The organism is Synechococcus sp. UW105 (assembly GCF_900473935.1).
Classification (GTDB): domain Bacteria; phylum Cyanobacteriota; class Cyanobacteriia; order PCC-6307; family Cyanobiaceae; genus Synechococcus_C.
On the sequence record NZ_UCNN01000016.1, the window covers coordinates 53,494 to 76,600 of the forward strand.

Annotated in this window: 34 protein-coding genes and 2 pseudogenes; 19 read left to right on the forward strand and 17 right to left on the reverse strand. The window is 54.0% G+C overall.

Annotated features, from left to right (window positions below):
- The first annotated feature begins 81 nt into the window (after positions 1-81).
- Positions 82-309, forward strand: coding sequence for a Nif11-like leader peptide family natural product precursor (locus tag DXY16_RS06170; RefSeq protein ID WP_115120402.1), 228 nt, complete (start codon positions 82-84; stop codon positions 307-309).
- Here DXY16_RS06170 and DXY16_RS06175 read toward each other — a convergent pair.
- Positions 303-620 carry a hypothetical protein gene (locus DXY16_RS06175; protein WP_115120403.1) on the reverse strand — a complete coding sequence of 106 codons (318 nt, stop codon included), beginning with the start codon at positions 618-620 and terminating at the stop codon, positions 303-305. The two genes, DXY16_RS06170 and DXY16_RS06175, sit on opposite strands and share 7 nt — an antisense overlap.
- Before the next feature lie 37 nt (positions 621-657).
- Positions 658-924, reverse strand: a complete 267-nt coding sequence (locus tag DXY16_RS06180; RefSeq protein WP_115120404.1) for a hypothetical protein — start codon at positions 922-924, stop codon at positions 658-660.
- Between the two features lie 113 nt (positions 925-1,037).
- Here DXY16_RS06180 and DXY16_RS06185 point away from each other — a divergent pair, with 113 nt between their 5' ends.
- Positions 1,038-1,760 carry a hypothetical protein gene (locus DXY16_RS06185; protein WP_137007054.1) on the forward strand — a complete coding sequence of 241 codons (723 nt, stop codon included), beginning with the start codon at positions 1,038-1,040 and terminating at the stop codon, positions 1,758-1,760.
- Positions 1,761-1,878: 118 nt separating this feature from the next.
- On the opposite strand, the gene DXY16_RS06190 is transcribed toward DXY16_RS06185, so the two are convergent.
- Positions 1,879-2,085 carry a hypothetical protein gene (locus DXY16_RS06190; RefSeq protein ID WP_115120406.1) on the reverse strand — a complete coding sequence of 69 codons (207 nt, stop codon included), beginning with the start codon at positions 2,083-2,085 and terminating at the stop codon, positions 1,879-1,881.
- Between the two features lie 250 nt (positions 2,086-2,335).
- Positions 2,336-3,133, reverse strand: a complete 798-nt coding sequence (locus DXY16_RS06200) for a hypothetical protein (protein WP_137007055.1) — start codon at positions 3,131-3,133, stop codon at positions 2,336-2,338.
- 180 nt (positions 3,134-3,313) lie between these two features.
- Here DXY16_RS06200 and DXY16_RS06205 point away from each other — a divergent pair, with 180 nt between their 5' ends.
- The gene (locus tag DXY16_RS06205; protein WP_170953870.1) at positions 3,314-3,682 is read left to right on the forward strand and encodes a hypothetical protein; all 369 of its coding nucleotides are present in this window, start codon (positions 3,314-3,316) and stop codon (positions 3,680-3,682) included.
- Positions 3,683-4,262: 580 nt separating this feature from the next.
- On the opposite strand, the gene DXY16_RS06210 is transcribed toward DXY16_RS06205, so the two are convergent.
- Positions 4,263-4,466: a CCRG-2 family RiPP gene (locus DXY16_RS06210; protein ID WP_115120410.1), complete on the reverse strand. Its 204-nt coding sequence runs from the start codon at positions 4,464-4,466 to the stop codon at positions 4,263-4,265.
- An 865-nt stretch (positions 4,467-5,331) separates the two neighbouring features.
- Positions 5,332-5,823 (reverse strand): DoxX family protein, encoded by a 492-nt coding sequence (locus tag DXY16_RS06220; RefSeq protein WP_115120412.1) that lies wholly within the window; start codon positions 5,821-5,823, stop codon positions 5,332-5,334.
- 229 nt (positions 5,824-6,052) lie between these two features.
- Between DXY16_RS06220 and DXY16_RS14690 the strand changes: the two genes are divergently transcribed.
- A complete protein-coding gene (locus DXY16_RS14690; RefSeq protein WP_170953871.1) occupies positions 6,053-6,214 on the forward strand; it encodes a hypothetical protein in 162 nt (53 codons plus the stop codon).
- 66 nt (positions 6,215-6,280) lie between these two features.
- Complete coding sequence (locus tag DXY16_RS06230) at positions 6,281-6,496, forward strand: Nif11-like leader peptide family natural product precursor (RefSeq protein ID WP_115120414.1); 216 nt, start codon at positions 6,281-6,283, stop codon at positions 6,494-6,496.
- Positions 6,497-6,549: 53 nt separating this feature from the next.
- Here DXY16_RS06230 and DXY16_RS06235 read toward each other — a convergent pair whose 3' ends face one another.
- The 3 genes from DXY16_RS06235 to sodC form a co-directional block, all read right to left on the reverse strand.
- The gene (locus tag DXY16_RS06235) at positions 6,550-6,849 is read right to left on the reverse strand and encodes a hypothetical protein (RefSeq protein WP_115120415.1); all 300 of its coding nucleotides are present in this window, start codon (positions 6,847-6,849) and stop codon (positions 6,550-6,552) included.
- A 260-nt stretch (positions 6,850-7,109) separates the two neighbouring features.
- A complete protein-coding gene (locus DXY16_RS06240) occupies positions 7,110-7,490 on the reverse strand; it encodes a hypothetical protein (protein WP_137007056.1) in 381 nt (126 codons plus the stop codon).
- Positions 7,491-7,657: 167 nt separating this feature from the next.
- On the reverse strand, positions 7,658-8,188 hold the full coding sequence (gene sodC, locus DXY16_RS06245) for a superoxide dismutase family protein (RefSeq protein WP_115120417.1): 531 nt from the start codon (positions 8,186-8,188) through the stop codon (positions 7,658-7,660).
- A 60-nt stretch (positions 8,189-8,248) separates the two neighbouring features.
- Here sodC and DXY16_RS06250 point away from each other — a divergent pair, with 60 nt between their 5' ends.
- The 5 genes from DXY16_RS06250 (at position 8,249) to DXY16_RS06270 (ending at position 10,072) form a co-directional block, all read left to right on the forward strand.
- The gene (locus DXY16_RS06250; RefSeq protein ID WP_115120418.1) at positions 8,249-8,740 is read left to right on the forward strand and encodes a cytochrome c oxidase assembly factor Coa1 family protein; all 492 of its coding nucleotides are present in this window, start codon (positions 8,249-8,251) and stop codon (positions 8,738-8,740) included.
- Between the two features lie 160 nt (positions 8,741-8,900).
- On the forward strand, positions 8,901-9,200 hold the full coding sequence (locus tag DXY16_RS06255; RefSeq protein WP_115120419.1) for a hypothetical protein: 300 nt from the start codon (positions 8,901-8,903) through the stop codon (positions 9,198-9,200).
- A complete protein-coding gene (locus tag DXY16_RS06260; protein WP_115120420.1) occupies positions 9,193-9,378 on the forward strand; it encodes a hypothetical protein in 186 nt (61 codons plus the stop codon). The genes DXY16_RS06255 and DXY16_RS06260 overlap by 8 nt, the downstream gene beginning before the upstream one ends.
- 151 nt (positions 9,379-9,529) lie before the next feature.
- Positions 9,530-9,682, forward strand: a complete 153-nt coding sequence (locus tag DXY16_RS14695) for a hypothetical protein (protein ID WP_170953864.1) — start codon at positions 9,530-9,532, stop codon at positions 9,680-9,682.
- A gap of 198 nt (positions 9,683-9,880) precedes the next feature.
- Entirely contained in the window at positions 9,881-10,072 is a 192-nt protein-coding gene (locus DXY16_RS06270; protein WP_115120422.1) for a hypothetical protein, read from the forward strand.
- A 1,067-nt stretch (positions 10,073-11,139) separates the two neighbouring features.
- Here the strand turns inward: DXY16_RS06270 and DXY16_RS06280 are convergent.
- Both DXY16_RS06280 and DXY16_RS15005 read right to left on the reverse strand, forming a co-directional pair.
- Entirely contained in the window at positions 11,140-11,367 is a 228-nt protein-coding gene (locus DXY16_RS06280) for a hypothetical protein (protein WP_115120424.1), read from the reverse strand.
- A gap of 1,263 nt (positions 11,368-12,630) precedes the next feature.
- Entirely contained in the window at positions 12,631-12,795 is a 165-nt protein-coding gene (locus DXY16_RS15005; protein WP_206749551.1) for a hypothetical protein, read from the reverse strand.
- Between the two features lie 87 nt (positions 12,796-12,882).
- Here DXY16_RS15005 and DXY16_RS14700 point away from each other — a divergent pair, with 87 nt between their 5' ends.
- The 3 genes from DXY16_RS14700 to DXY16_RS06290 all read left to right on the forward strand — a co-directional run bounded on the left by DXY16_RS14700 (position 12,883) and on the right by DXY16_RS06290 (position 13,683).
- Positions 12,883-13,026: a hypothetical protein gene (locus DXY16_RS14700; RefSeq protein ID WP_170953872.1), complete on the forward strand. Its 144-nt coding sequence runs from the start codon at positions 12,883-12,885 to the stop codon at positions 13,024-13,026.
- 22 nt (positions 13,027-13,048) lie between these two features.
- Complete coding sequence (locus tag DXY16_RS06285; protein WP_115018854.1) at positions 13,049-13,186, forward strand: chlorophyll a/b-binding protein; 138 nt, start codon at positions 13,049-13,051, stop codon at positions 13,184-13,186.
- A gap of 263 nt (positions 13,187-13,449) precedes the next feature.
- The gene (locus DXY16_RS06290; RefSeq protein WP_137007057.1) at positions 13,450-13,683 is read left to right on the forward strand and encodes a hypothetical protein; all 234 of its coding nucleotides are present in this window, start codon (positions 13,450-13,452) and stop codon (positions 13,681-13,683) included.
- 184 nt (positions 13,684-13,867) lie between these two features.
- Here DXY16_RS06290 and DXY16_RS14705 read toward each other — a convergent pair whose 3' ends face one another.
- Positions 13,868-14,035, reverse strand: coding sequence for a hypothetical protein (locus DXY16_RS14705; RefSeq protein ID WP_170953873.1), 168 nt, complete (start codon positions 14,033-14,035; stop codon positions 13,868-13,870).
- Between the two features lie 389 nt (positions 14,036-14,424).
- On the opposite strand from DXY16_RS14705, the gene DXY16_RS06300 reads away from it, so the two are divergent.
- The 3 genes from DXY16_RS06300 (at position 14,425) to DXY16_RS06315 (ending at position 16,977) form a co-directional block, all read left to right on the forward strand.
- Positions 14,425-14,889 carry a hypothetical protein gene (locus DXY16_RS06300; RefSeq protein ID WP_137007058.1) on the forward strand — a complete coding sequence of 155 codons (465 nt, stop codon included), beginning with the start codon at positions 14,425-14,427 and terminating at the stop codon, positions 14,887-14,889.
- A gap of 110 nt (positions 14,890-14,999) precedes the next feature.
- Positions 15,000-15,602, forward strand: a complete 603-nt coding sequence (locus DXY16_RS06305) for a hypothetical protein (RefSeq protein WP_115120428.1) — start codon at positions 15,000-15,002, stop codon at positions 15,600-15,602.
- A 724-nt stretch (positions 15,603-16,326) separates the two neighbouring features.
- On the forward strand, positions 16,327-16,977 hold the full coding sequence (locus DXY16_RS06315; protein WP_115120430.1) for a methyltransferase domain-containing protein: 651 nt from the start codon (positions 16,327-16,329) through the stop codon (positions 16,975-16,977).
- Between the two features lie 1,396 nt (positions 16,978-18,373).
- On the opposite strand, the gene DXY16_RS06320 is transcribed toward DXY16_RS06315, so the two are convergent.
- The 4 genes and pseudogenes from DXY16_RS06320 to DXY16_RS06340 form a co-directional block, all read right to left on the reverse strand.
- Positions 18,374-18,763, reverse strand: a complete 390-nt coding sequence (locus DXY16_RS06320; protein WP_115120431.1) for a putative quinol monooxygenase — start codon at positions 18,761-18,763, stop codon at positions 18,374-18,376.
- A 771-nt stretch (positions 18,764-19,534) separates the two neighbouring features.
- Positions 19,535-20,272, reverse strand: coding sequence for a GAF domain-containing protein (locus tag DXY16_RS06330; protein ID WP_115120433.1), 738 nt, complete (start codon positions 20,270-20,272; stop codon positions 19,535-19,537).
- A 381-nt stretch (positions 20,273-20,653) separates the two neighbouring features.
- Complete coding sequence (locus DXY16_RS06335; protein WP_115120434.1) at positions 20,654-20,812, reverse strand: metallothionein; 159 nt, start codon at positions 20,810-20,812, stop codon at positions 20,654-20,656.
- A gap of 138 nt (positions 20,813-20,950) precedes the next feature.
- Positions 20,951-21,109 (reverse strand): annotated as a pseudogene (locus DXY16_RS06340) (glycine zipper 2TM domain-containing protein); the annotation flags it as partial.
- On the opposite strand from DXY16_RS06340, the gene DXY16_RS14400 reads away from it, so the two are divergent.
- Positions 21,104-21,442, forward strand: a complete 339-nt coding sequence (locus DXY16_RS14400) for a hypothetical protein (RefSeq protein ID WP_206749552.1) — start codon at positions 21,104-21,106, stop codon at positions 21,440-21,442. The pseudogene DXY16_RS06340 and the gene DXY16_RS14400 overlap by 6 nt on opposite strands.
- Positions 21,443-21,802: 360 nt before the next feature.
- Here DXY16_RS14400 and DXY16_RS06350 read toward each other — a convergent pair whose 3' ends face one another.
- On the reverse strand, positions 21,803-22,045 hold the full coding sequence (locus DXY16_RS06350; RefSeq protein WP_115120436.1) for a hypothetical protein: 243 nt from the start codon (positions 22,043-22,045) through the stop codon (positions 21,803-21,805).
- Between the two features lie 197 nt (positions 22,046-22,242).
- Here DXY16_RS06350 and DXY16_RS06355 point away from each other — a divergent pair, with 197 nt between their 5' ends.
- Positions 22,243-22,506: a hypothetical protein gene (locus tag DXY16_RS06355; RefSeq protein WP_115120437.1), complete on the forward strand. Its 264-nt coding sequence runs from the start codon at positions 22,243-22,245 to the stop codon at positions 22,504-22,506.
- A gap of 171 nt (positions 22,507-22,677) precedes the next feature.
- A pseudogene (locus tag DXY16_RS06360) lies at positions 22,678-23,107 on the forward strand (hypothetical protein); the annotation flags it as partial.

Sequence of the window (23,107 nt, forward strand, 5' to 3'; positions counted from 1 at the left end):
TCTGGCGTGGGTCTTGGCTGGCTGTGGCTTTTGTCTGTAATGACCTGCTGAGGTTGAATCGTTGCGAGCGTCCGGAGGTCGATGGAGACAACGCCAGTGCAAGGCTTTCTGAGGCGTCTCGGCAAGGATCCGGTTCTTCAAGTGAAGGTCCAGGCTGCTGCCACTGCAGACGAGGTGGCGCTACTCGCCCAGGAATATGGCTATGAGATCTCCGGGAGTGATTTGTTGCAGCTCTCCGGCCAGTCAATGGATGGGGTGCGCATCAGCCGGATCGACCATCCCGGTGAATACCCAGGGCGCTATTACTGAGTGCTGCTCTGATCCAAGCAGGCACGGACGCGTTTGACGCAGAGCCCTGCTTCTGTCGCTGTGATTCCACTAAGGAGGAGAAGTCCCAGCAGACCGAGCAGCTGATTGTCTGGATCGGTTCCAGCAGCTGCATTAGCAGACAAGGCGGCTCCAGCCACAAACCAGGCTGTCGCCAGAGCGGAGGTGATCCAATAGGCAGTCCAACGGCGTTGATAGAGGTAGCCGGCGCCCAGCCCAGGCACAACATTCAGGACAACGGCGACCCAGCCGGCTGAGACGGCGAGCACCTTTTCACGATTTGGTGGATTCATCACAGCGCTACAACGCTGTTGCACTCTGTCGGATCGATCAAACCCCTGCGTGGCGGCGACAGCATTCCTCTAATCCGGCGAGGAACTCTGTTTCTGGAGGTGGTTCCTTCAAGCGCGAGGCGCATTGAACGCAGAAGCGGATCCAGGTTTGGGCTGGGGTGCCCCCCCGTTCCATCACTCGCGCGTAAGCCTTGTCAAAGGCACTGCCCTCAATCAGCTCGCTGCCGATGGCTTGATACACCTCCTCCATGCCGTCGATCTGAGGGTCCGCATACACCGCCCTGATCTGTTGCTGCATCGTCATCTGCGATCGGCTCCTGCCCAACAGTCTTGTTGGTGATGCTTCAGAGGCTCCGGCCCGTGGCGTCTAGGACCAATCTGTGATTGGGTAAGGGCCATCTTGATAAGTCAGGGGTGATGGCTCGCCTACGTCGTTGGGCTATAGCAGCAGGGTTCGGGTGTGCGGTGATTGCTTCGGCTGCTAGCGCTTGGGCGGATCATTGCGCCATGCGGCCCACTGTCGAGGCTTTGGTGGCCCCCTGGAATGCTGCTGATCAGGAGTTTCTCGCTGGCCGCACCTCGATCGCCTACTACTTCGAGATGACCCCCCGGACCTATCGGGTTGTGTATGGCGATCCGCAGGGAACGATTACCGCGCGTTCGCCAACACAGACGTTGCGTTCTGATCCCTTCTATCGCGATGAAAAAGCACTGGGGATCAAGTTGATCAAGGCCACGGATCGCCTGATCGCACTCGATTTCCATGAAGTCTCACGGCCAGACGACGCTGATCTTGTGATCGTTGGTTATTGCGATGCCAATGACCGTAAAGAAGGTGCCGTTTCGCAGAATGTGGATGGCACGCAATACATCATGATCCTCAATGGTTGTCGCGGTATTGCCACCGGTTCGGAAGATCCGGTGTGGTTGTTTTTGCATGAATTTGGCCATGCGCTCGGTCTTGAACATCCCTTTTCCGATATTGATGGCGACTGTTTGTTCGATAACCGTCCCTATTCCACCGCTGCAGCCCATGCAGGCCACACGGTGATGGCTTATAAACCCCGTCCAGGTGGTCCCCCCAGTTTTTTCACCAATTACGACATCGCCGTTTTGCGTCGAATCTGGGGAGCTGAGTAATCGTTGACGTGTCTTGATCCGCTGGCCAAAAGGCATGACTGGGGGATGCGCCCAATCGATCTCGGCATGATCTGAGACGACCATCCCATCCGTTGGAATGCGAGGCGGTGACTGCCGGTTAGAGAGATCTGCCAGGTGGAGGCGAACAACGACCAGAGGCAAGACACAGCTGAGTCTTGATCGCTTTGGTCTGCTCAGGGAAGAACTGAAAGGCGATGAACGACACACTCCCCATTGCGATTGCCACACCCATCAGCCCCGCTGCCAGTTGTAGGGGCATGGCGTAGGCAATCGCGAATGCTTTGGCCTCGTCTTTCCAGTGCACGGCGCTTGCTTGAAGAGCGAAAGCGTAATCCGCCCCTTCCGTGCCATCAACTCATGGATCACAGGTGCCATGCGGGCATCGAATCGTTCCTTTTTTGCCAGATCGCTTGCACTTGCACCGCCCTAGCTGCACTGGGAAACATTGAGCGAACACTTAGAGCCCATGGCAATAGTTTTGTTCATGCCTCAATCAATCCACCATTGATTCAGCAAGATTGCTGCTTTGATGATGGATTGGCGGCTCAACAGGCTTAATGGTCGTCCATGCTGACGTTGTTAGTGGGAAAGCTGAGTTTTCCCATTAGGTGGGACGCCTGCCCAGGATCGGCGGTGCCTCCGACTTCAAGGACAGGGTTCAGTGATTCACCAAGACTGTTCATGCCAGCAATGGGAGTGAGGCATTCCGTCAGGCAGGACGAACCACTAGGAGCAGAGGTGTCTCCGAGTCGACGATCAGCCTTCAATGATTCAACGGCGCTGCCTGGAGCAAAGGTGGCGGTTCCATTTTGATTGGCTACGGGTGTCAATGTGCTGGCACCACCGTTCGTCCAGATCTCGATTGCGCGCTCACTGCCTGTGATGGAGTCGCCGCTACCACCAGTTGAGAAACGGTTGTGCTCTTGTAGCAACACAATGTTGTTGTTCACCTTGAAAGGAGAGGAATCCTCACCATCCAAAAATCTGTCGGTTGGTCCTGGAACGTCAGCATTCGGTCCATTCTGGCCAGCACCCTGAAACACTTTTGGAGCGTGCTGAATATCTGGTTGTCGGTAGTCAACGATTGGATCAGCACCAGCTTCAGTCTTGAAATGATTGTCGCCAACGATGATGCTGCCTTTGTCGTTAACTCCTTGCGGCTTAAAGGCTCCTTCACCGCTAATTGGAGTGGCACCACGACCCTTCTCTTTGCCAGGCGTAACGCTGCCGAAGGATTCTGTTTGTGGTTGGAATGAAAACCAATCGCGGTAGTGAGGCATGGGTCGAAGCGGCGGTGGAGGCTTGTGTCCTCCTGACTCACACACCATCGCCGTGATTCGCAACCCACTCATTGACCGGGATCAAAGCCTTCTGTGATCTTGGTCACAGGTGCATGCTGACCGAGCCCCCGTGGCGATGCCAGTGATTGATTGATAGGAGGTCAGTTGTCACCATTGATCGCAAAGCGACTCGGCTTTTTCTCTGATGTCACTGAAACACAGCTATCCTTGGCTCAGACTTGATCAATGGGCATGCATGAGGCCGGCCTCGTTTTTGATTCCGATTTGCTTGCAGGATTCAATGGCTTGAGCTTTATGCCAAAGATATGGGCAATGGGAAGCAATAGTCTCAAACCAGTTCTAAGGCTTTATGGAGATCGTATTGAGTACTGTGGCTCATTTCGTCTGAAAAAGTGTGACTACACAAACATAGAAAAAGTTGATGTGTTGACCATTCCTTTCACGAAGTCAGTTGTCTTGTATTTTAATCACACGCCAAGAACTTTCTCGGGTAATTTTCGTCGTGAACAGGATCGAGTCGCTTGCTTGAGGTCTTTTTTGGCAAAAGAGTGTCAACTGACTGAGGAGGCCCTAGTTCTTGCGGGTGTGCTGAAGCATTAGGTCAATTGTTGTTGCCAGCGCGTATCCGCGTACCCGCACGGGGGAAGGCGCCAGGCTCGGCGTCTAGAGAGTAGGGCTGAATAAATTCTGTCAGCTTTGAAAGGGAACGAGAATCAGAACCAGCTAGTGGGAAGAGAATTCATTGCTATGTCTGAAAGAGCTCTGACAAAGAACTCTCGATTCAAGAATCGTAGGGATGTCTCTGGTCCAGGTTGTAGACCTGCGGATGATGTAGTTGAGATGAAGGAAGCATCATTCAGTCAAAGGCAGGTGTCATTTTCAGAGCGAAATGTTATCGCACGCAACTTCAAAAGCAAGAGCAAAAAGGCTGACTGCCTTCTAGGTAGTCAGTCAGAATGCGGGGACTGGTGAGTAATTGGCACTTAAAAGACCATCGAAGGAGGTAACGAAGTTTGCTTAAGAGGTGGTTCTGATAACGGTTGCGAGGCCTTTTGTGTGTTCGGCTGATGCTTTGTGCCTACGTGAGAAGAGAGTGTCGTGCAGGCTGAAATAAGGTCTATGGGTCCATTAATAGGCCCCGCTATTGACGAGGCCTGATTGAGACGGATTTGTCTGGATATCAGTTAACAGGGCCAATGTCTAGGCCGACAGGACCAACATCCCAGCCTCTTCTGTTCAGCATGTTTCCGCGTGATTCGGGGGTGTACATATCACCAGGGATAATGACGCGGCGATTCTTAGCATTGATGCCGTCGAGTTTGGCGAAAACTCCGCCACCAGTAATGCTCTCTAGCTGATCAAGAGTGAGCTCTGGGTTGGCCATGGTTTGAAGTGAGTGGTGGAGGTTATTCCTCCTGACTCACACACCATCGGCGTGATCACCACCCAGCTCATTGACTGCGGTCAATAGCGGTTGTGATCCTGCTCACACCAGTCCCTTCTTCGCGGCTTCTGTCAGGTCTGCTGCTGTCATGCCTCGACTGTATGTGGGCTCCTTTCTCTTCTTGATCGCTTCGGTGTGGTGCGGTGTTCAGGGAGCCGATCAGCGTGCTCTTGGCTGCTTGTGGTCGCCACCTGTCTGGCCCTCTAACCGGGAAGCTAAACGCCACCACGCATCTTCTGGTCCGGGTCTTTGTGACGTCTGCCGAACTTTGATGCCTAAGCGTTTGTCGATCGCTAGCGAGCGCTCAATCCTTTTCTCGTAAGGGTTGATATGAGGAGGCCGCCCCTCCCAGGTGGAAGAGACGGCCTAACTCGCTCGTTTATGCATCGAACCAATTAATTCAGTGTTTCCTTGAAGGTGTGACCTCAAGCAATGGGACTGAAAGAACGTGATCGAAGCAACTGGCTCGTGGCGCCTGGGGCCAGGTTCCTAGGGGGGGGGAGGGTTGGTTCACTCCGTAGGGCACCTGGTGCGGTGCAGATGGAGCGCCGATCGACGTGGCGAAACCAATGCAGTGCCTGCCGAAGGGCTATCCCTCTCACATGTGTGAAAACTGTTGGAGCAGGGGCCAGAAAGTCAGCGTGCTTCTTGGCTGTGCTCGGGTGGAGTGTCGGCCGTCATTGGCTCCTCCGATGTCGTTGGTATCAGTGTTCACCCATCCAGCGCCCAAGGCAATCAGTGCAATCGCGCATTGCACATGTGCAGCGAACTGGTCCAGCATGAATGGGATGTGCTTTTAGTTGGATCAGCTCTGATATTCAGGTTCAGGCTCTGGCTGAAGGAGCGATTCCAGTTTTGCTGCCTGCTCTTCTGTGCTCGGATTGAGCTTCCGCGCAATCAACGTATCGACTGAGAAAAGGCCTGGCCCAGCTGTCAGCACCAGCACTGCTGCAGACCAATAAAGGCCGAGCAGTTCAAGCAAATAAATATTGAATCCATTCACAACGATTGCGTGGTAAATCGCAACGCTGATAGTTCCTGCAATGGCAGCCGCGCCAAGGCGGGTGAGCAGACCGGTGATCAGCAGCCAGCTGCCAATGATTTCAGAAAAGGCTGCCACATATGACAGTGTGATCGGAAAGGGCAGATGGAGAGGACGTACAAATGCTTCGGCGAAGTTCTCGATGTTGGCGAGTTTTTCGTAGCCGTGATGGATTAACAAAACACCTGTGAACACACGCAGGATCAGGAGCCCTGCATCGGTCAGAAATGGTCGCGTCAGAACGGTGCGAAGCACAGGTTCGAAAGTTGCTTATGAAAACTTAACGGTAGTGATGGCCCTGTCGCGAGGAGCCGTGCAGTGGTCATGTCGCTTCAGGTTGACCCGCTCCCTGCGGTTGCTGTCTCAGCGGCTGCTCTCGGGCGTCAGTGTCCCTTCTCGATCAGGGTGTGTTGCTCGGCGCAAAGCTGCCTGTCATTGCTGGATCTCTCGCCAAACTGGGTTGAAGCAAACGAAGCGGGAGGCCATGGGCTTGAGAACGGTTTTGCGCCGCGTTGGCAGTTACATCCTTGGGGTGGTGGATGAGTATTGGGCCATGCGCGAGCCCAGTCAGTACAGAAACAGAGATCCCCAGTGTGAGATCCGTTGCGAGGGCGACGTCTGCGTCCGCGACGACCGCACCCTCTGACTCCTCAGCGCTTGCTTCGGCAGATGATGGTGTGCCCTCTATGCAGCAGAGCCTGCTTCCCATCCCATGGCACTGGATCAGTTGAAGGCTTTTCTTGTCCTCATGCAGGATGATCCAGCCCTGAAGCAAACCGTGCTGGCATCTTCCACAGCGGATGATGTAGCCAAGATTGCCGCAGCTCTTGGCTATGAGTTTTCCGGTGATGAACTCCTTCGCTTCTCGGGCCAGAAGGTGGGGAGAGTGACGGTGTCGAAGCAGGAAACACCCGGGGAATACAACTAAGCCCCTCGCCTCAGGGCTGACGTCATCACCCCTGAGGCCTGGATCTCGGATCCTTACTGGACGTCCATTGCCAGGAAAGCGTCATCAGCTGCCACCATTTCGGCGGCGTCTTGATGGCAGTGGCAGCCGTACAGCAGATGGGTAATGCGTCCTACCTCTAGATCACGGTCTGCGACCTCCTGCCAGAGCCTGCGAGTGAGTTCCTGGTCGGCTAGTTCGAATTGGGCCCGCCCCAGCTGCCGGGTGATCGAGAAATAGCTCTGACGGTCGTTGCGGGCTCTGCATTCCTGCGCCGCACTCACCGACATCAGCAGTGGGGTGGTCTTTGCGGAGACGACGGAGAGGCGATTCATGGCACTTCAGTGGGGGATGGTGACAAGGGAAGGCTGGCCTTCTCTTGTGGAAGAAAGACCCATCACGTTGGGTCCAGACAGTCAGCGAGCGTCTGTTCTGTGCTCGGGTGGAGTGTCGGCCGTCATCGTCACCTCCATCGTTCGTTTCCACACTTTCACCCTGGCGCCAGAATCTGCCCACCCGTTGTCATGCTCATTGTCTTTTTGAGCTTGACACCACTGGTCGTCTGAATTGAGTCGTCGCGATTCAGCCCCGGCGATCAATTCAGGGGTGTGATCTTCCCGTCAGCGGAGATTGCACTGGTTTCGACCACGGGAGGAAAGGCGAGAAAGGCCAGGCAGGTGAGGATTTCATCGAGCCCTTCATCATCTAGCGACTGGCGAATGCTGTTGCCTGAAATGGATAACCAGGCCAACAGAGTGGAACCGTCGCTGTGCACGACGCGCGTCATGGCGCCAAGCTCGTTCTGGCTCACCGCGATCCCATGTCGGTCTTCGAGGATCGCCACCACCCGTTCCAGAACATGCTGGCGATTGAGTGTGTCCTGTGCATGGAGCTCAACAAAAAGATCGGCGCCATCTGCTTCAAAGCGAACGCAATAGCAACGTGCTTCCATTCCGATGCTCCCCAGAACAGTCATCAAGACAGAGGCCAGTCGCGCCCCTGCCTCCCCATGAGGATGTCCAGTCAGAAATCAGGCAGGACACCCCTTGGGTTGGAGAAGGTCTAGTCACGTTGGTCTGATCGTGCAAGACAGTCGTCTCGGCGAAGAGCGCTGGCGACCGTTCAAGCAGGGATGAGCAGCTTTCAGCGCTCGACGACACCGCAGGCGATCCGGGCACCTCCGCCTCCTAGCGGAGGGGTGTCGCTGTAGGTGTCGCCACCTGCGTGCACGACCAGGGCTTTGCCGCGCAGATCCGCTGTGCTCAGTCGGGGTGCCACCACGCTGGTTGGCGTGGTGCCGTCTTCATCCACCAGCAGGCGGCTGAGGTCGCCACGATGGCCGTTCCCGAACGGGCCAAGGTGGGTTCCACTCTCATCGGGATCCCAGTGGCCACCAGCTGCAAGCCCCGCAACGGCATCCTCTTCTGCATTGAGAGCGCTGTCGCAGCTTCCGTTGCTGTGGAGGTGGAAACCGTGTTCACCTGGGCTGAGGCCGCTGAGGCTGGGGATGATCTCAAGCCCCTGATCGCTGTCTCGAGCGCTGACGCTGCCGATGCTCTCACCCACTCCTTCAGCGCTGATGCGGCTGATGCTCACGTCGAGGCTTGCAGCCTGCGCTATTCCCGGCCAGGCCAGAGCCGCACACATCATCAGTAGGGCGAACAGTCGGCGCATGCGAAGGGCTGCAGCTATTGGCCATTCTGGGGCAGTTGATCAACCGTTTCGGTCTCCCCTGTGGCCAAGACCTCTCCTCCGACGCAACGCTTCAGCAATTGGTGGTCACGTCACTGGCGCTGGTTGGTGCCGGCCTCAATGGCTGCTGGACTGCTGACCGGTGTTGGGCTGGTCCTGGCGTTCTTGTCGTTTGTGTTTGGCTTGCTCAAAAACAACGTCCCCTATCAGCGAGCTTTGGCTGAAGCTGAGCAGAGCCTCAAGGTGAGGGAGGCGATTGGTCAGCCGATCGAGCCGGGTCTGTTTGTGAACGGGCAGTTCAGCACCAGTGGAGACAACGGCGAAGCGAAGCTCCTGATTCCGATCTCAGGGCCGAAGGGTGATGCTCAGATCCTGGTGGAGGCAACGAAACGGTCTGGCCGCTGGACCTTCTCTGTATTGACTGTGCAGATCAATCGCACGGGGCAACGTATTGATCTGCAGAACAATGATCAGTCTTCCGGTGATCTCGTTCTGCTGATGCGAAGCGTGGTCGCTGATCTTCCGCAGGGCTGATGGCTGTGGATTGATGCAGTGAAGAGTGTGTTCGTGTTTGTTGTCTTTTCCTCGCTTTCAAGTTCGTTTTGATTTGGCCATAGAGATGGCTGTTGGGTGTGGCGTCTTCCCTGAAGTGATCCCACACTGCAGATCAATTCATGCCGTAAGGAGGGACCCGATGCTCACAACAACGACCCGCCTCAAATTGCAGGAGATTCTTGGTCGTGTGGCCCGTGGAGAAGCTGTGAGCCTGCAGGAGCGGGTTCTGGTGCAGAAATACGCTGATCGAGATCGCAGCGTTAGCACTTGGGTGCATCGTGCCCAGCGCCAGCGACAACACGCTGGCAGCGTCACCGGCCTGGATGGTCTGCTTGATGATCTCGACCTCGGTAGTGACGACCCCGCTGATCGTCATCGCCCGGAGGATGACCTTGGTGACTGGTTCGGTGGGGCCTCAGCCTGGCTGCGTCGTGACTGAACCTGTGTCTTCAGCTCAGACGGATCTTTCAGGCCCTCGTCTGATTGTGATTCAGGGCCGTGCCTATCGCCGAGTGGAATTATCCAGTCGGCATCCCCGCCGCTGGCGGCTCGAGGCGCTTGAGCTTGAGGAAGCGATCGACTGGATTATTCAGGATCAGCAGAATCCTGCCGGATAAGTCATTGTGCTCAGCGTCTGCCTGCAACCCGGGGCAGATAGGTATTTATTGCTGGGTACTTTGTTCTTCTCAAACTCGAGGATTCTTCGTGCTGAATCGCGATAGGTTCACCCTAAAGGTTCAGCGGAGGCTGGTAGAGATCATGCAAGGGATGACGTCCATCGGAGCAACAGATAGGCAGGATCATGGTGATGCCATTGATTCCTATTTCGACTGCATCACCAGCTGTGACATTGATGATGGCATCTGTGTTGAGCAGTGTGTGCTCGTGCATCTCAAGCAAGGAGATGATGGTGGTGGATGAGACTGACCCATTCAGGCGTGACGGGGTGATGGTGCATCGGTTTGAGGGACATGAGGGTCCGATTTATCGTCCCTGTACTGGCCACCATTGCGTGTACTGCGCTGATCTTTCCACAGCCAAGGCCTACCTGAGCTTCTGGCGGCGCCCTCCGGAGCGACGCTGCCGCAGGCGTGTCAACAGGTCTTCTCCAGCTCGCTTTTGACTGCTGCTGCATTGGGTTATCGGATCGTGCGGGATGACGGGGAACACGACTCCGTGACGCGTCTGTCTTTTTCTGATTACGACGAGGCATACGACGAGTTGGAGCGCTTCTATGCCGCCACCTGTTGCTCTGATGATCGGATCGAGTACTCGATCATCAAGATCAAATCGCCTGTGTCGGACACCTGAGCTCCGTTTGACACCAAGCACTTTGGTCAGCTTCCACTCTTTGTTTGATGGATGTGACGACAGGCGCCAGATTGCGCGAATGGCCTCAAGCTGCAGTGGTGGCTGAGTTGGTGCTGTGATCCGAAAGGAATGCACCAGTCTCGGGATCGAGATGCTGCGGAAGAACGCTGCTGATTCAGCTCAGCCTCAGTCAGTGGTGCCCAGGCGGTCGTTCGCCTATGTCGGTTGGTTGGATGCACTGCTCAATGACGACTCGTCATGGTGATGACACGGGTGTAGAGCAGTCTTCAGATTGAATCGAGTGAAGAGACTTGATCAGTTGACGGCACATGTCTCAGAATGTGCCTTTCGTTGAATCATTTGATGGCAAGCGACACTGGCACATGGGCAAACAACCAGCCCCCTTCAAACTTTGAGAAGCTTTGGCGCGGTTTGGCTCTTGTTGGAGCCATTCACCTTGGTGGGATGCTCTTGAACATCATGTTTCAAATGATGGGGAATCACTCTCTCGACAGCCTTCCAGCCAAGTTTCTCGGGCTCTGAATCCTTCAGGGGGGGGGGCTTGCTGCGCAGGCTCTTCCATGGAGCGAAAAAGCATCATCTTTTCCATCTATTAATCCTTTCCTGTTGAGGTATTGGCGGGTGGGTCGATGATGCTTCAGGCCGTTCTCCAACTTTTTGATCAATTCGTGGGCACTTGCTCCACTTCTCAATCAGGGACCGTCGTCACCTTGCATGCTCGCTGGCTGAGGCTGAGCAAGTGGCGATGCCCCGTTGGTAGCACTGACATCAGTCAAGGGGTTGCGCGCATGACGGAGACTCGATTTTCCCCTTCGCAGGCGAGGGACAAGGGGCTGCCTTGCTTGAGCAGATTCTTGCTCTGCTTCAGCTGTTTGTAACGTCGGTTCCACGGCCCACCACAGCGATGTGGAACCTCAGTCACCTGGCGAAGCTACTCAAAAAAATCCCGAAAGAGCCCACGCACCCAGGATGAACAGAGGTGACCGTGGAGAACTTAAAGCTACTCAATAGCTCTTCATAACAGGTGGAATTGCTCGCTGGTGTCCTCAAGCAAGCACCCTGCCTCCGTCTTCAGCCTCGCAGACCGAAGACCAGTGCCTGCATTGTTTGAGTAGATGCTCGCCTTGCTTGAGCTGCTTTTGTCTGAGCTTGCAGCCCACAAGCGTGTGGCAGTGCTCGTCCACTCCGTAGGTGAAGTGCTGGCAGGTCATGCAGATCCTTGCTCCCTTCCAGCTCTGAAGCTCCAGGTCGTCAATGAAAGCCCACTCCCGCATCGACACTAACCCGATTAATACATCTGTTCTACACCTGGGCGCTGCGGGTGTCGCGCCGCCTCCCTTTGGTGGGCTCCAGCTAGGGGTTCAAGCGAATGCATCAAGTGTGTTCGTGCCTACAAAAGAGTTCGCAGCGATACACAACAATGATTGGGCCCCGGGAAGGGGGCGGTCGTCAACACACACAAACCGGGGAGGCTCTGACGAGGAGCCTCCTTTTCTGTGCCGTTCGTTCCCGAAAGCGATCAGTTTTGTCTGTCGCCCAACCGCTGTGCTTTGAGCCTGCTTGCTTCTCTTGGCTGCATCCCTGGCGGGCGTTAGGCGTCTATTGCACGCTCACCCGGCTTTGACGTCTCTTGGCTAGCAGGTGGGCTCGATCCCACGCTGGTGTTATCGAGTCCGCATTTTGCAATGTCCCTGCGGGTAAGGAATGACGCGCCCTGTGTAATCAATATCTTTCATTTCACCTGTGTGGATGTTGAGCTCTGTCCAAGAGTTGGCCCTCCCATTACGGTCGGAATTGGTTCGCCACCTTCGCCAGCCTTGTTGTGCCGATTGTTGGTAGACCAGCTCTTGTTCGAACTGGAATGTATTCCCGTCAGTATCAACTAATACTCTTCCCGTACTCGGGTCCAGGGTGACCAGAAAAGTCGTACCTCTTTCTAGAGAGCCACACTTAAACACCATGGGGCAGTCCTGTGCTTGTAGTGGGAGGGGTGCGATGGCTCCGATTGCAACCAGTCCAAGCGCAGCAAACTTCATCAGCTCTCTCGTCTTGTTCTCCCTTGCTAGCTACGGCGCTCTGCGCTGAGCGTCTGGCTTCCTTGATCGAGCCACTTCCTTTGCATCGCTTCGTCCAGGTTGTTGCCATGGTGCGGCTCGATCTTTCTTGATTGACCTCAGCAGGGTTCCTCGTTGAAGCCTTTGATTGCATCCGGAGTCTCCCCTTCTCGCGGCGGTGGCGCCGGCAATCCTGTTGCCGCCACATCGATTTCTCGCAGCACGTTGTGTGGGAGATGACGTCGAGTGAATCGACGTCATCTTGATGCTGCTGGTGTCTGCCGGTTTGATCAAGTCTGCCGAGAACGCACTCAGCTCACCCAGTCGACGTCATGAGGCTCGCTCCGCCTCTGCTTGTTCCGGCTTGAACGAAAGACCGGCCGATCGCTCTCTGGCAGCACGAAGACCAAGGCAGTTCAGATTAGGCATTAAGCCTTAGTCGCTCACAAGAGAAAAACCTGCAGACTCATGAGAGCTCTTGAATTAGGCATGAAAGGACTGCACATCAACGTTGCCTTCTTTGGTTGCACTGTGGCGATGGCAGTCATGGTCATGACGTTCGTGGTCAAAGCCACGGCCTAGGCGGCCAGGCTCGCCCAGCTCTGATGCTGTTTCCTGTCGGTTGCAGGTATGGGTTGTGCATTGCATCAGTTGATAGCCCTTGAAGGGTGAATCCGGCGGAGGGTTGCGCGCACCATCGTTTGGTCTTGAGGATTCAGCCCCTGGGGGGCATCCATGCAGGTCATTCAGGTCTCGGAGCAATCCGGGGCGTCAGACCGCGCCGATCCCAAGACCGTAGTCCTCAGCTGGCTTCTCGGCTGGTACCTCAGCGCTGCTGCATTCGATGCACCCACGCAGCTCAATGTTCTGTTACATTGATCGAAACATTGCTTTACATCCCATGGGTGACACAAAGTTTGGCTTCTCTGAGTTCGCTGAATCCTGGAATGGCCGTCTGGCCATGCTCGGCTTCGTGATCGCCATCGGCACCGAGCTCTTGACGGGGCAAGGCATCCTTGGCCAAATCGGCCTCGGCTGAATTCACGCTTGAATCATTCTTCCAATTCGGTTTAAGCCTCTAAGGCTTTTTGAGCACCTAGGTCAATTTGACCGGGTGCTTTTTATTGCGCGTGTCGCTGTTCCTGCTGATCGGTCACGGCTGTCATTGACTAGAGAGCTTTTGGATTTCGAGCTGGATTCACCAGGGTTTCACCAGGAGGAAGGCCTGCTTCTCACCAGTTGAGCGCAGAGGGTGTGGTCATCGGAGCTTCCGCTCCTTGCCATTCTTTATTCATCAAAACGATGACCACCCATCCCATTGCAGCCGTGACCGCATTTGGTCTGTCTCTGTCAGTCGCCGCTGTCACCGCTGCTGGCCTACTCCTTGGCACTGGCACTGGCACTGGCACTGGCACTGGCACTGTGGTTGAGCCCCTTGCTGAAACTGTTGATGCGTCTGCAGTACAAGACTTCCCATTGTTCAGGGCTGGAGATGCTTCCATTCCGTACTTTGGCAGGCGAATCCACTATTTCTGATCACCAGCAGGTGTGGTTTGTTGATGTGTGTGTGCGTCCCCTTTGGCAGAGGAAACATGACTTGCAAGCTTTGTTCTGATGCTTTATGCCGAATCAATCATAAAATGGCTTTCAGGTCTAAATACGGTCTGCAAACCCAGCAAAAAGCCCCATTTTTGACGAGGCTTGGTTGAGATACTTGTTCTCAGAATCGGTTTTCTGACCTGAGGCATGTAGTACCTGAAATTTCCAGGGGCTGGTAGTCAGGATGAATGACGCGGCGATGATTCGGTTTAATGCCATCGAGTTTGGCGAAAACTCCGCCACCAGCAAAGTTCTCTAGCTGATGAAGATTGAGTTCTGTGTTGGTCATGAGTTGAAGTGAGTAGTAGAGGTCATCCCTCCGGTTTTCATGCCATCGCAGTGATTAGCTCCCGATTCGTTGATCTGTCGCAACGGTTCCTGTGATCCTGCTCACAAGAAACTCTTGGCAATAAAAAGCCCCGCATTGCGAGGCCTGATTAAGATGACTATGGTTGGCTTTAACTCATCATTACTTTGCCCTCTTTATGTTTCGGTTTTTGTAGAGTCTCGCAACGAAACTATCTGGGGTTCGCAGGGCCTCTCCTGGAGGTTTGTCAGAACAGCTATTTAACTATTTATCGCTGAAGCAGGTGGGTTTGTTGTGGTAGTCGTTGTGGTAGATGAAACTGAGATTTGCCTCTAGCATGATGAAAAGCCAATAAGCAAACTCTACGGATCGTGAAGCAATCGGAATTACTGCCAGAGTCGATGACGCTTTATCCCAGCAGGATCAAGTGGATTTTGATGTTACTGGTATGTATCGGCCTTTTTGTCTCGGGTATCTTGTTAGGCGAAAACAAGCCAGAAATGATACTGGTGAGATTGTTTCTCCTGGTAGGGGGTGGCCTCGGAATTCCGCTATCCGTATGGAAGCTATGGCCGAATAGTAACTGGTTGAAACTTGGGCCGGATGGAATACGTGAGAAAGTGCTATTTAGAAAGTTCCATTATCTCTGGAGTGATTTACTTTATTTTGAAATTACAACTGTTCAACATCGATCAGGATATTCCAGTAGCAAGACGGAGTTGGTGAGCTTCTGGATCAAAACCGATGAAAACAGGCACTCTTTGAGTGAGTGCTATGGGAAAAAGCCTAAAGAGCTTGTTGGTATTCTGGAGTCTTATTTGAGTAGGTATCGTTAGTCTCTGAACGAACCTATGGACTAGGACTACTGCAGCGGCTCCAACGCTTCCCGAACCTGCTCCAGAGTTGCTACGTATCCCAGAACAGCCTTGCTAGTACCTGGCACGGGATGACCAGTGATGGCTTCGAGGTCATCAGCTGCAGAGCTGAATCCAGAGATGGTGAATGCATCGGAGGGAGCGATCCCACCACACTCATCACCCCCATCAAAACAATGACCACGATCAAAACCATCGCCGCCGCCGCTGCCTCCCTCGCCGCTGGTGCCACCTTGATGACCGTTGCAGGCCCTGCTGCGCAAGCCAATCCCTACAACACCTTTGGCCGTGCCGGCGGCTGTGATTCACTCGCCATCGGTGGCGGCAACTTCAACGGTGGTGGATTCATCGCTGGCCGTGACTGCGGCGACCACCGCGACTGGGCCTCACGAGAAGCACGCCGCAATCGCCAGCACGACACCCAAACCCAACTGATTGGTCTGGGTGGTGGCCTGCTGGGCCAAATCATCAACGGCAGCCAGCAGCGTCAACAAGCTGCTCCTGCGTCTGGCTCGAAAAAACGCGGTACACAGCAACAGACCGCTCAGAAGACACCTGATTTCAAGGCAACAGAGATCAAGCCCCGATCCTTTGGAGTGGGGCTTTGGAATGCCCTTCTACAACTTGACCAGAACGACCAGTACTTGGCAAAAACGTGCTTATGGCGTGGATAAGAGTTCTTATTGCCATAGCCAGTTCATTGGCTCCGAGTGCATCTGCTTTTGATGGATGACCTCTTTTAAGACCTGATCGACTGCGTGAATCACCGAAGGACGCTCTCGCAACTGAAGAGCTCTCATCACGGACGATCGGCCCTGCCGCCACGGCACCTCTTTACACTTCGAAATAAATGGGCTACAATTCTTTACATACCGTTGCACAGCGCTTCGATGACTGACTATTCCTCCGCCATTTTCGGGCTGATCGCCTTCACTGCTGTTATTTCAGCCGCGGTCGTTTACGTGCTAGCGCAGCCCACAGACCTTCCCGTTATCAAAAACTCTCAAGCCAAGGCCTGAATTATGTCTATAGACGCGCGCTGTCAAGAGCAAAAGTCGGCCGCCGACCGGATGTTCATGGACTTCAAGTATTCGAAGCCAGGATCAAAAGACCAGGTCCGGTCACTGTTAACTCTCAGCTTCCTCGTTGGTATGTGGGCGGATTTCCTCGACAACGAAGAAAGGCGAATGAGCGCTGCTCTGTCATTGCGGGCAGGTGCATAGCTCTAAGTGAAGCTCGGTCTTGAATCCTGGTCTGAGCTTCAATTTTTTGTTCTGGTGCGCTGAATCATTGGAGCTGCCTCTACCCCAGTGACTCGTTTCAATTCTCTGCTCTATGTGCAGACCTAACACTCAGCATTTTTATTGTGCGGAATGATTCGTACGTCCACCTCTTCAGATGGTCACTAAGGTCCTCACAGATGCTCAGCGCTTCAAGATCGATCAAGAGCCCGACCATATTTTTTACCAGCATCCACGTTTTGTTCAGCACCTTGATCAACCGTTTCGTACTCGCCTGACTGAGTTCTATAGAGAGCAGATTCCGCCCTGCGCCACAGTTCTCGACCTCGGTTCAAGCTGGGTTAGTCATCTTCCTGACAACGTTCGCTACGAGAGGATTATCGGCCACGGAATGAATGACGCTGAACTCTCGGCAAACCCGAGGCTCGACAGCTATTTTGTTCAGGACTTCAACCTGGATCCATCCATTCCGCTTCAGGAGGGGTTCGTGGATGTTTGCATGGTCGTTGCAGCTTGGCAATATTGGACGAGGCCTGAGGAAGTTGCAGCCGAGATGCTGCGAGTGACACGGTCGAACGGGACCGCGATCGTGGCCTTCTCCAACCGCATGTTTTTTACTAAAGCTCCGCAGGTCTGGACCGACGGCGATGATTGTGAGCACCTTGACTACGTCGGCACCGTTCTTCAATCGAACGGATGGGGTGATGTAAAGGTCAAGGCTGAAGAAACCAAAAAAGACGGCCTCATAGGACTGATGGGAGGCAAGGGTGACCCGTTCTTTGCCGTGACTGCCCGCAAGCAGATTTAGCTTTCCTCCAGCACACACTTGGTGGTTGAGATCAGGTAGGTGCCGCTGTCGCGCACGATTTTCCACTTGGCCTCAGTTCATTAATTAGGTCTCGGCTCACAGCTTTTATCACCACTGGCTGGAATACATGATCTGATCGTTTATCGTCTCAATGCATGATGACTGATCAAATCTCCAAGCTTCTCACTTCGTTTAAGGCGCTGATGGACGGCTTCAGGGAATGGACAGACTCGGCCTGCACCATGTGCATCAATTGGCGTTAAGACATCAATTGCTTATTAGCTGGTTGTATCGCTCTCTCCATCAACTTCTCCATACTTTCATCCCCCCCCCCGTCACCGGAGTGGCTTTATTAGCGCTTGCAGGTGCGGAGAAGAGAAAAGGGAAAGGCCATCTCCAATAGCGAACCTCTCCGATATTGGCGGCTTAGACCTACCCAGAGCCGCCATAAATATATTGGCAAGTCTGAAGACAAACCGTGAGCTGCTTAGGAAATTTGCCAAGAAGAAAGGAGGGAGTACAACCACGTCTCCCCCATATCGGTGACGAACAGCTGTCAGCGTGTCACCAAAACTACTCTGGCAACTATTCAATCAAAACGTGAGTTGAAGAAGGAGGGAATAGAGATACATTCCCTCTACTTCTAGTGACTGTGGGTGGAGAAGCCCAGTCACCGGCTGCATTATGGCTGACCTATTCTCTAACCGCGAGTAGAGAAAAGGGCCTCTCCGAAGTGAGGCACCCGTCGTCTCCGCCCTAATCCTAGAAACGGGGAGGTTGCAACCGCGAGTCCAATCTTCTGCTAAGGCGCGCTAAGTGTGAATACTCATTCTTGCTGCTTAAAAAAGAGTGAGGTGTCACGCTTAGGCTTCTCGCCTAGATCGGTGGCGAAACAAGCCAAAGTGGGTTGATTTCCAGTTTGGTTGTCTCTAGGACAGGTTTGGTCGTTGATCAGAAACTTGCTTTCAGGTATGAGGCAAATTTCAGTTTTGATTCTTAGGTCATTAAGGGCCTTGTCCGTTTGAGGTTAGATCAAAGTGTCTCAGCGTTATATGATCTACCGCAAAACATTATGTCGAGATCAATGAGGGTTTGCCCGTGTTTGGTTGGTCAGGCTGTCAGCCTGATTGTAATTTCATGATTCAAGCTTGCTCAGGCTGAATGGGTTGTCTTGTTGATAAAGCTTCGTTCTGATCTCTCTTTCATCGTCAAAGTCTTCGCAGTCGCTGTTTTTGTTGCAGCGTGCGCCAGCAAGGCAATACAACCTCTATGCAAGCCAGAGGTGAAGAGTTGACATCAATCTGGATGAGACTCATCCCTGATCTTTGCCAATGATTCTGCGGAGACTTTGGATGTGCTTCAGGGGGTTTAGGTCTTCACCGCTTTCCTGGTTTAGTCAAAACCTGCTGTATCCGAGTTTTGTCCCGAAGATCTTCAGTGGCAGCCCAAAGGACTCCATCAGCAAGCGGCACTCCTCGCCAACCGTGCCATAGACCTCGATGCTGAAGCCGTCTCCAAGCTCAGCATGCTTCTCGAGATACTCCTGCACCGGAGGGTTGGAGACATGGGCCGCAAATGCTGCGTCATTGGCATAGACCTCTGACCAAACAAAAGCTTGTGGATCCTCGGGGTCTTGATCAAAGGTGTGATGGAGCATGCCTGGCTCGGACGCTTGGACAGCCGCATCAGTCTCGCGTGCAAGCTCCAGATACTGGTCCACACAACCCGGCTTCACGTGAATGCGTGCCAAGAGCATGAAGGGGCTGGTCTTGTCGAAGGTCGCCATTCCGAGCAGCAAAGCTATCTGACTATGGCGTGCATTCTCCAGTGTGTCTGTTCACCAGTGCCGCTCAACTGTGGACACGTCGCAATCGGGAGCCCAGCCCACGTCCAGCCAGATCAAAACGAGCGCTTGTGATCAGTGCAGTAAAGCTTCTTTGGTCTCCCCCAAGCGGGAAAATAAGCATCAGTTTGTTTGATTCGTTCTGAGGGGGGTCGATGGCCATGACGTTTGTGCATAAGCCGTTTCCATCGCGTTGAGAGATGGTTGAGCAGAATCTCGTCACGCCAATGACCGATTTGATGCTGGATCCAGAGTGACGGTTCTCCTGCATGGCTGAGGAAGCCAGCCATCGCGCCATTGTTGGGGATGCAGAGGTGTTTGTGCACCTGTAACAGCTCAATCAAAAAGATGTTATGGGCCGCTTCAGGACACCACTCTGTATTGACAGGGTTGTTGCAAGCTGAGCTTTCACCTCCAGTTCAATCACTCGTCTCCGTGCCTGAACCCGCTCACCGCTGGAGGGGATGGAGGCCATGCGCTGCAGCGGTGAATGGGGAGATGATGAATGCATCGGTGGCAGAAATTTCACCTCACGCAACACCCCCTTACCTTTCCATGCCAAGTTCAGATGTTCTGACGGAATGTCACCTCTCAAGGTCGTGAACGACTGATTGCTAGAAGCTTGGCTCCTGCACCAATCGCCTGCTTCGGTTGAAAATCCTGTGGCCGACCTTCGCTTGTTGTGACCTGCTTGTTTCGCCTTTGGCCTAGAAGCTAGTTTTTGATGCTTGCTTGATCTGTGTTTTTTTCCGTCCGCCAAACTTCCAGTACGTCCGGAAAATGCTCTTCCATGCATGAATCGCAAATGCCATGGGAGAACTTCAAGCTAGAGTGCTTGGATAAGAATTGATCCAAATAGCCCCAGCTTCCCAAGCCATCTTTGACTTTTCTGCAATAAGAGCATGTTGAGATTAGGCCTGAAGAGTTTTGAAGTGAGTAGAAGGATTCAACTAATTTGATTGATCTTTTGCGAAGCTCTAAAAAGGACACAACCTGTCGCGCAAGCGCATTCATGATGGAGCATTGTTTGTCAGATAAGCTCCCAGGCTCCCTGTCGATGATGCATAAGGTCCCAATGCGCAAAGACTCGCTGCTTTGCAGTGGGAATCCTGCGTAGAGCCTGATTTTGGGGTCTCCGCAAACCAAAGGGTTTCCTTTGAATCGTTCGTCAAGGAGAGCGTCTGAAACGATTAAGGGATCGGGAGAGTGAATCGCATGGGCACAGAAAGACCAATCTCTTGGCGTTTCCTCTGCCTCGACACCAACTTTTGATTTAAACCATTGGCGATCAGCGTCCACCAGGCTTAATAGTGATATTGGCGCATTGCAGACAAGAGATGCGATCTTTGTGATGTCATCATAGGCCTGCTCCGGCTTTGTTCCTAGAATTCTGTATTCGGCAAGTGCATTAAGCCTGTCCTCTTCGTTGATAGGAATTTCAGGCTTTTTCAAGGTATTCTAGTTTAACTAGTATTTCTCTTTTATAGAGGTGCAATTTCAAAAGTCGTGGTCTGCCAATGAAAGTTAATCTTTGGACCCTGTGAGCGCTGCTGCTAGCTGGTGGCGTGGAGGTCATTCGCTGCCTCCCTCACCGCTGGTGCCACCTTGCTGTCGGTTGCAGGCTCAGCTGCTCAAGCCAATCCGTACCCAAGCCCAACAGATTGGCTCTGGTGGTGGACTGCTGGGGCCAATCATCAACGGCAGCCAGCAGCGTCAACAAGCTGCGTCTGCGTTTGCCTCTGAACTGGCTCTACTCATCAGGGGCAAAGCAATGAACTGCTCTGAAGGCAGACAAGTGCAAGACCCCGCCCGGTTAGGAGAGGGAGCTTGCATTCAGCAACAGTCGCAAGTGGTGCAGCAGCTTTCATGGTCTTCATGCCCATCCGCACATGGTTGAGAGCAATACAGTTCACCGACTTTTTCGACTGCTGATTCGCGAGACATGCTGCAGCCACTGGGTTCACACGCGCATATTTGAAGTGACGTTGTCATCGATCGCACTGAACTCTCCCGCCTTCATACCGTCTTTTGCCTCCTATGACTGGGAAGGCGCAGCGTTGTAGCGGTCGCCTCGGTCAGTGTTGCTGCCGATTCAGGGTGGCCTTGGCTGAGGTCTCGCCCTGCTGCGGATCAACCTCCGTCAACTTGACAGCCGACCAAGGCGCCTGCAGCGCCACCAAGAGGAACGCCCACCCATCGGCCTTCTCCCCTGGACAGCACTGCGCCTAACCCAGCCCCCAGCAGTCCACCAATCACGCTGCCCTCAAGACAACTATTGGTGTCTTGATTGCTCACCGGGGTGCCATAGGGCTGGCTTGGGTAGGTCCGAGGCTGGTGATCTGCATCTCGGTTGTAGGCGTGGATGGTTCGGTGATGCCGTTGCTCTGTTCGATACTCCCTCCGCGCAAGCGGGTGCCTGCGTCTGGTTACCACTGTTCGCTCAACAACCCTCTCAACATTTGGATGCTCGTAGGTCGTCACAATGGTCGTTTCCGCAGGCTGCCGATACCTCCTGACGACGGTTCGTTCGACGTAGCGATCTTGCCGATGGTGGCGGTCATCATCCCGGTGGTACGAGACCCTTTGATGGCGATGATGAGCCATCGCAGGGGACGCCGATGAGGCCAGCAGCAAGCACAACGCGATGATTCTTCTGGGCATGACTGATTTGTCAGTACGCCTCGAGAGTGCTGACTTTTGGCCGCCAGGAGGTGACTGATTCCCACTGGTCTGTAGCTGGATGTGACTGCGCTTGTGTCATCGATCGACCAACGCTGGATCTTGCCCTGGTTGGCTTTGATCTGATGGCGATCGGATGGACTGTGATTCGCTCTTGTTGTTTGACTCTCAGCCTTCAAGAGATTTCTGTAGATCAACCGGCTCTTCCGGTCACGACTGGGCTCACGTCAACAGTGATCTGCCTCTCTATGAGTTGATGTTGTTGTTGACTTGATGAGACCTCAGCATTCATCCAGATCAGGATTAGGAGCTGAAACGGGTGCCAACACCTCGTGGCAAGTAGCTTTTTTTGCCATCCAAAGGAGATCCTGTTTTTGCTTCAAGCGGTTTCCCTTTGGGCACAGTCCATTTCTGGCCTCCAGCAATCACTGTCACCTCGTCGAAGTAGGTCCAGGACCCATACTCTTTGGCAATTTCGTCCAAGACCATTTTCCGGGACCATCCTTTGAAGGGGCCATCGGTGTGGATGTGGTTCAGATCATCCATAAGGGTGCGAGCAAGATGGGCTCGATGCCATTTCAGCAGCCCTTCGGTCTGAACAGCTCTCTCACGACAATGTAAGGGGGATGGCGGAGGCAAGAGCCGCAGTCGGTGATCTTCGCTTGGAGAAGGAGGCGCCGGGCTGTTGAGGTTGTTCCTTCCATATCTCTGACAAAGTGACAACACACTGACTGCAAGGATCTGTGGCCAAGAACCGTTTCAGTGAGAGGGATCTGATCAACCTTTGGTTTGTTCCTGGTGCGGTGTTTGTCGTTTTCGCCGCTGGCTTCATGGTGGGTGGATTGGTTGAGGCTCGCAGGCCGCCAACGCAGCCCTCTTTATTCCCTCAGGCTCCTCCTGTCCTGCGCCAAATCGGTGGGGTGACCGCCTTCGCCTTCTATAGCGCCTTTCTCTGTGATGCCGTCTCCCGGAGGCATCGAAGGAAATCGAAGCAAGAGTTTGAGTAGTTCTGGATTGGCTGACTGATTGTGATGGTGCGATCTGCCGATCCGTCAGGCCCCGCCACCAGCGGGGCTTTTTCATGGCATGACGTCGTAGAGATCAACGTTTGCAGGTGCAATTAGCCCAGCCACTGACTGGCGTTTGCGCTGTTGTGAGCAAGCTCACAGCTGCAGGGGATGGAGGTCATCAGCTGGAGCGGTGAAAGCGGAGATGGTGAATGCATCGGAGGGAGCGATCCCACCTCACTCATCACCCCCATCAGAGCAATGACCACGATCAAAACCATCGCCGCCGCTGCTGCCTCCCTCGCCGCTGGTGCCAGCTTGATGACCGTTGCAGGCCCTGCTGCACAAGCCAATCCCTACAACACCTTTGGCCGTGCTGGCGGCTGTGATTCAGTCGCCCTTGGTGGTCGTGGCCCTAATGGCGGTGGATTCATCGCTGGCCGTGATTGCGGAGACCACCGCGACTGGGCCTCACGAGAAGCACGCCGCAATCGCCAGCACGACACCCAAACCCAACTGATTGGTCTGGGTGGTGGACTGCTGGGCCAAATCATCAACGGCAGCCAGCAGCGTCAACAAGCTGCTTCTGTCTCGTCCTCTG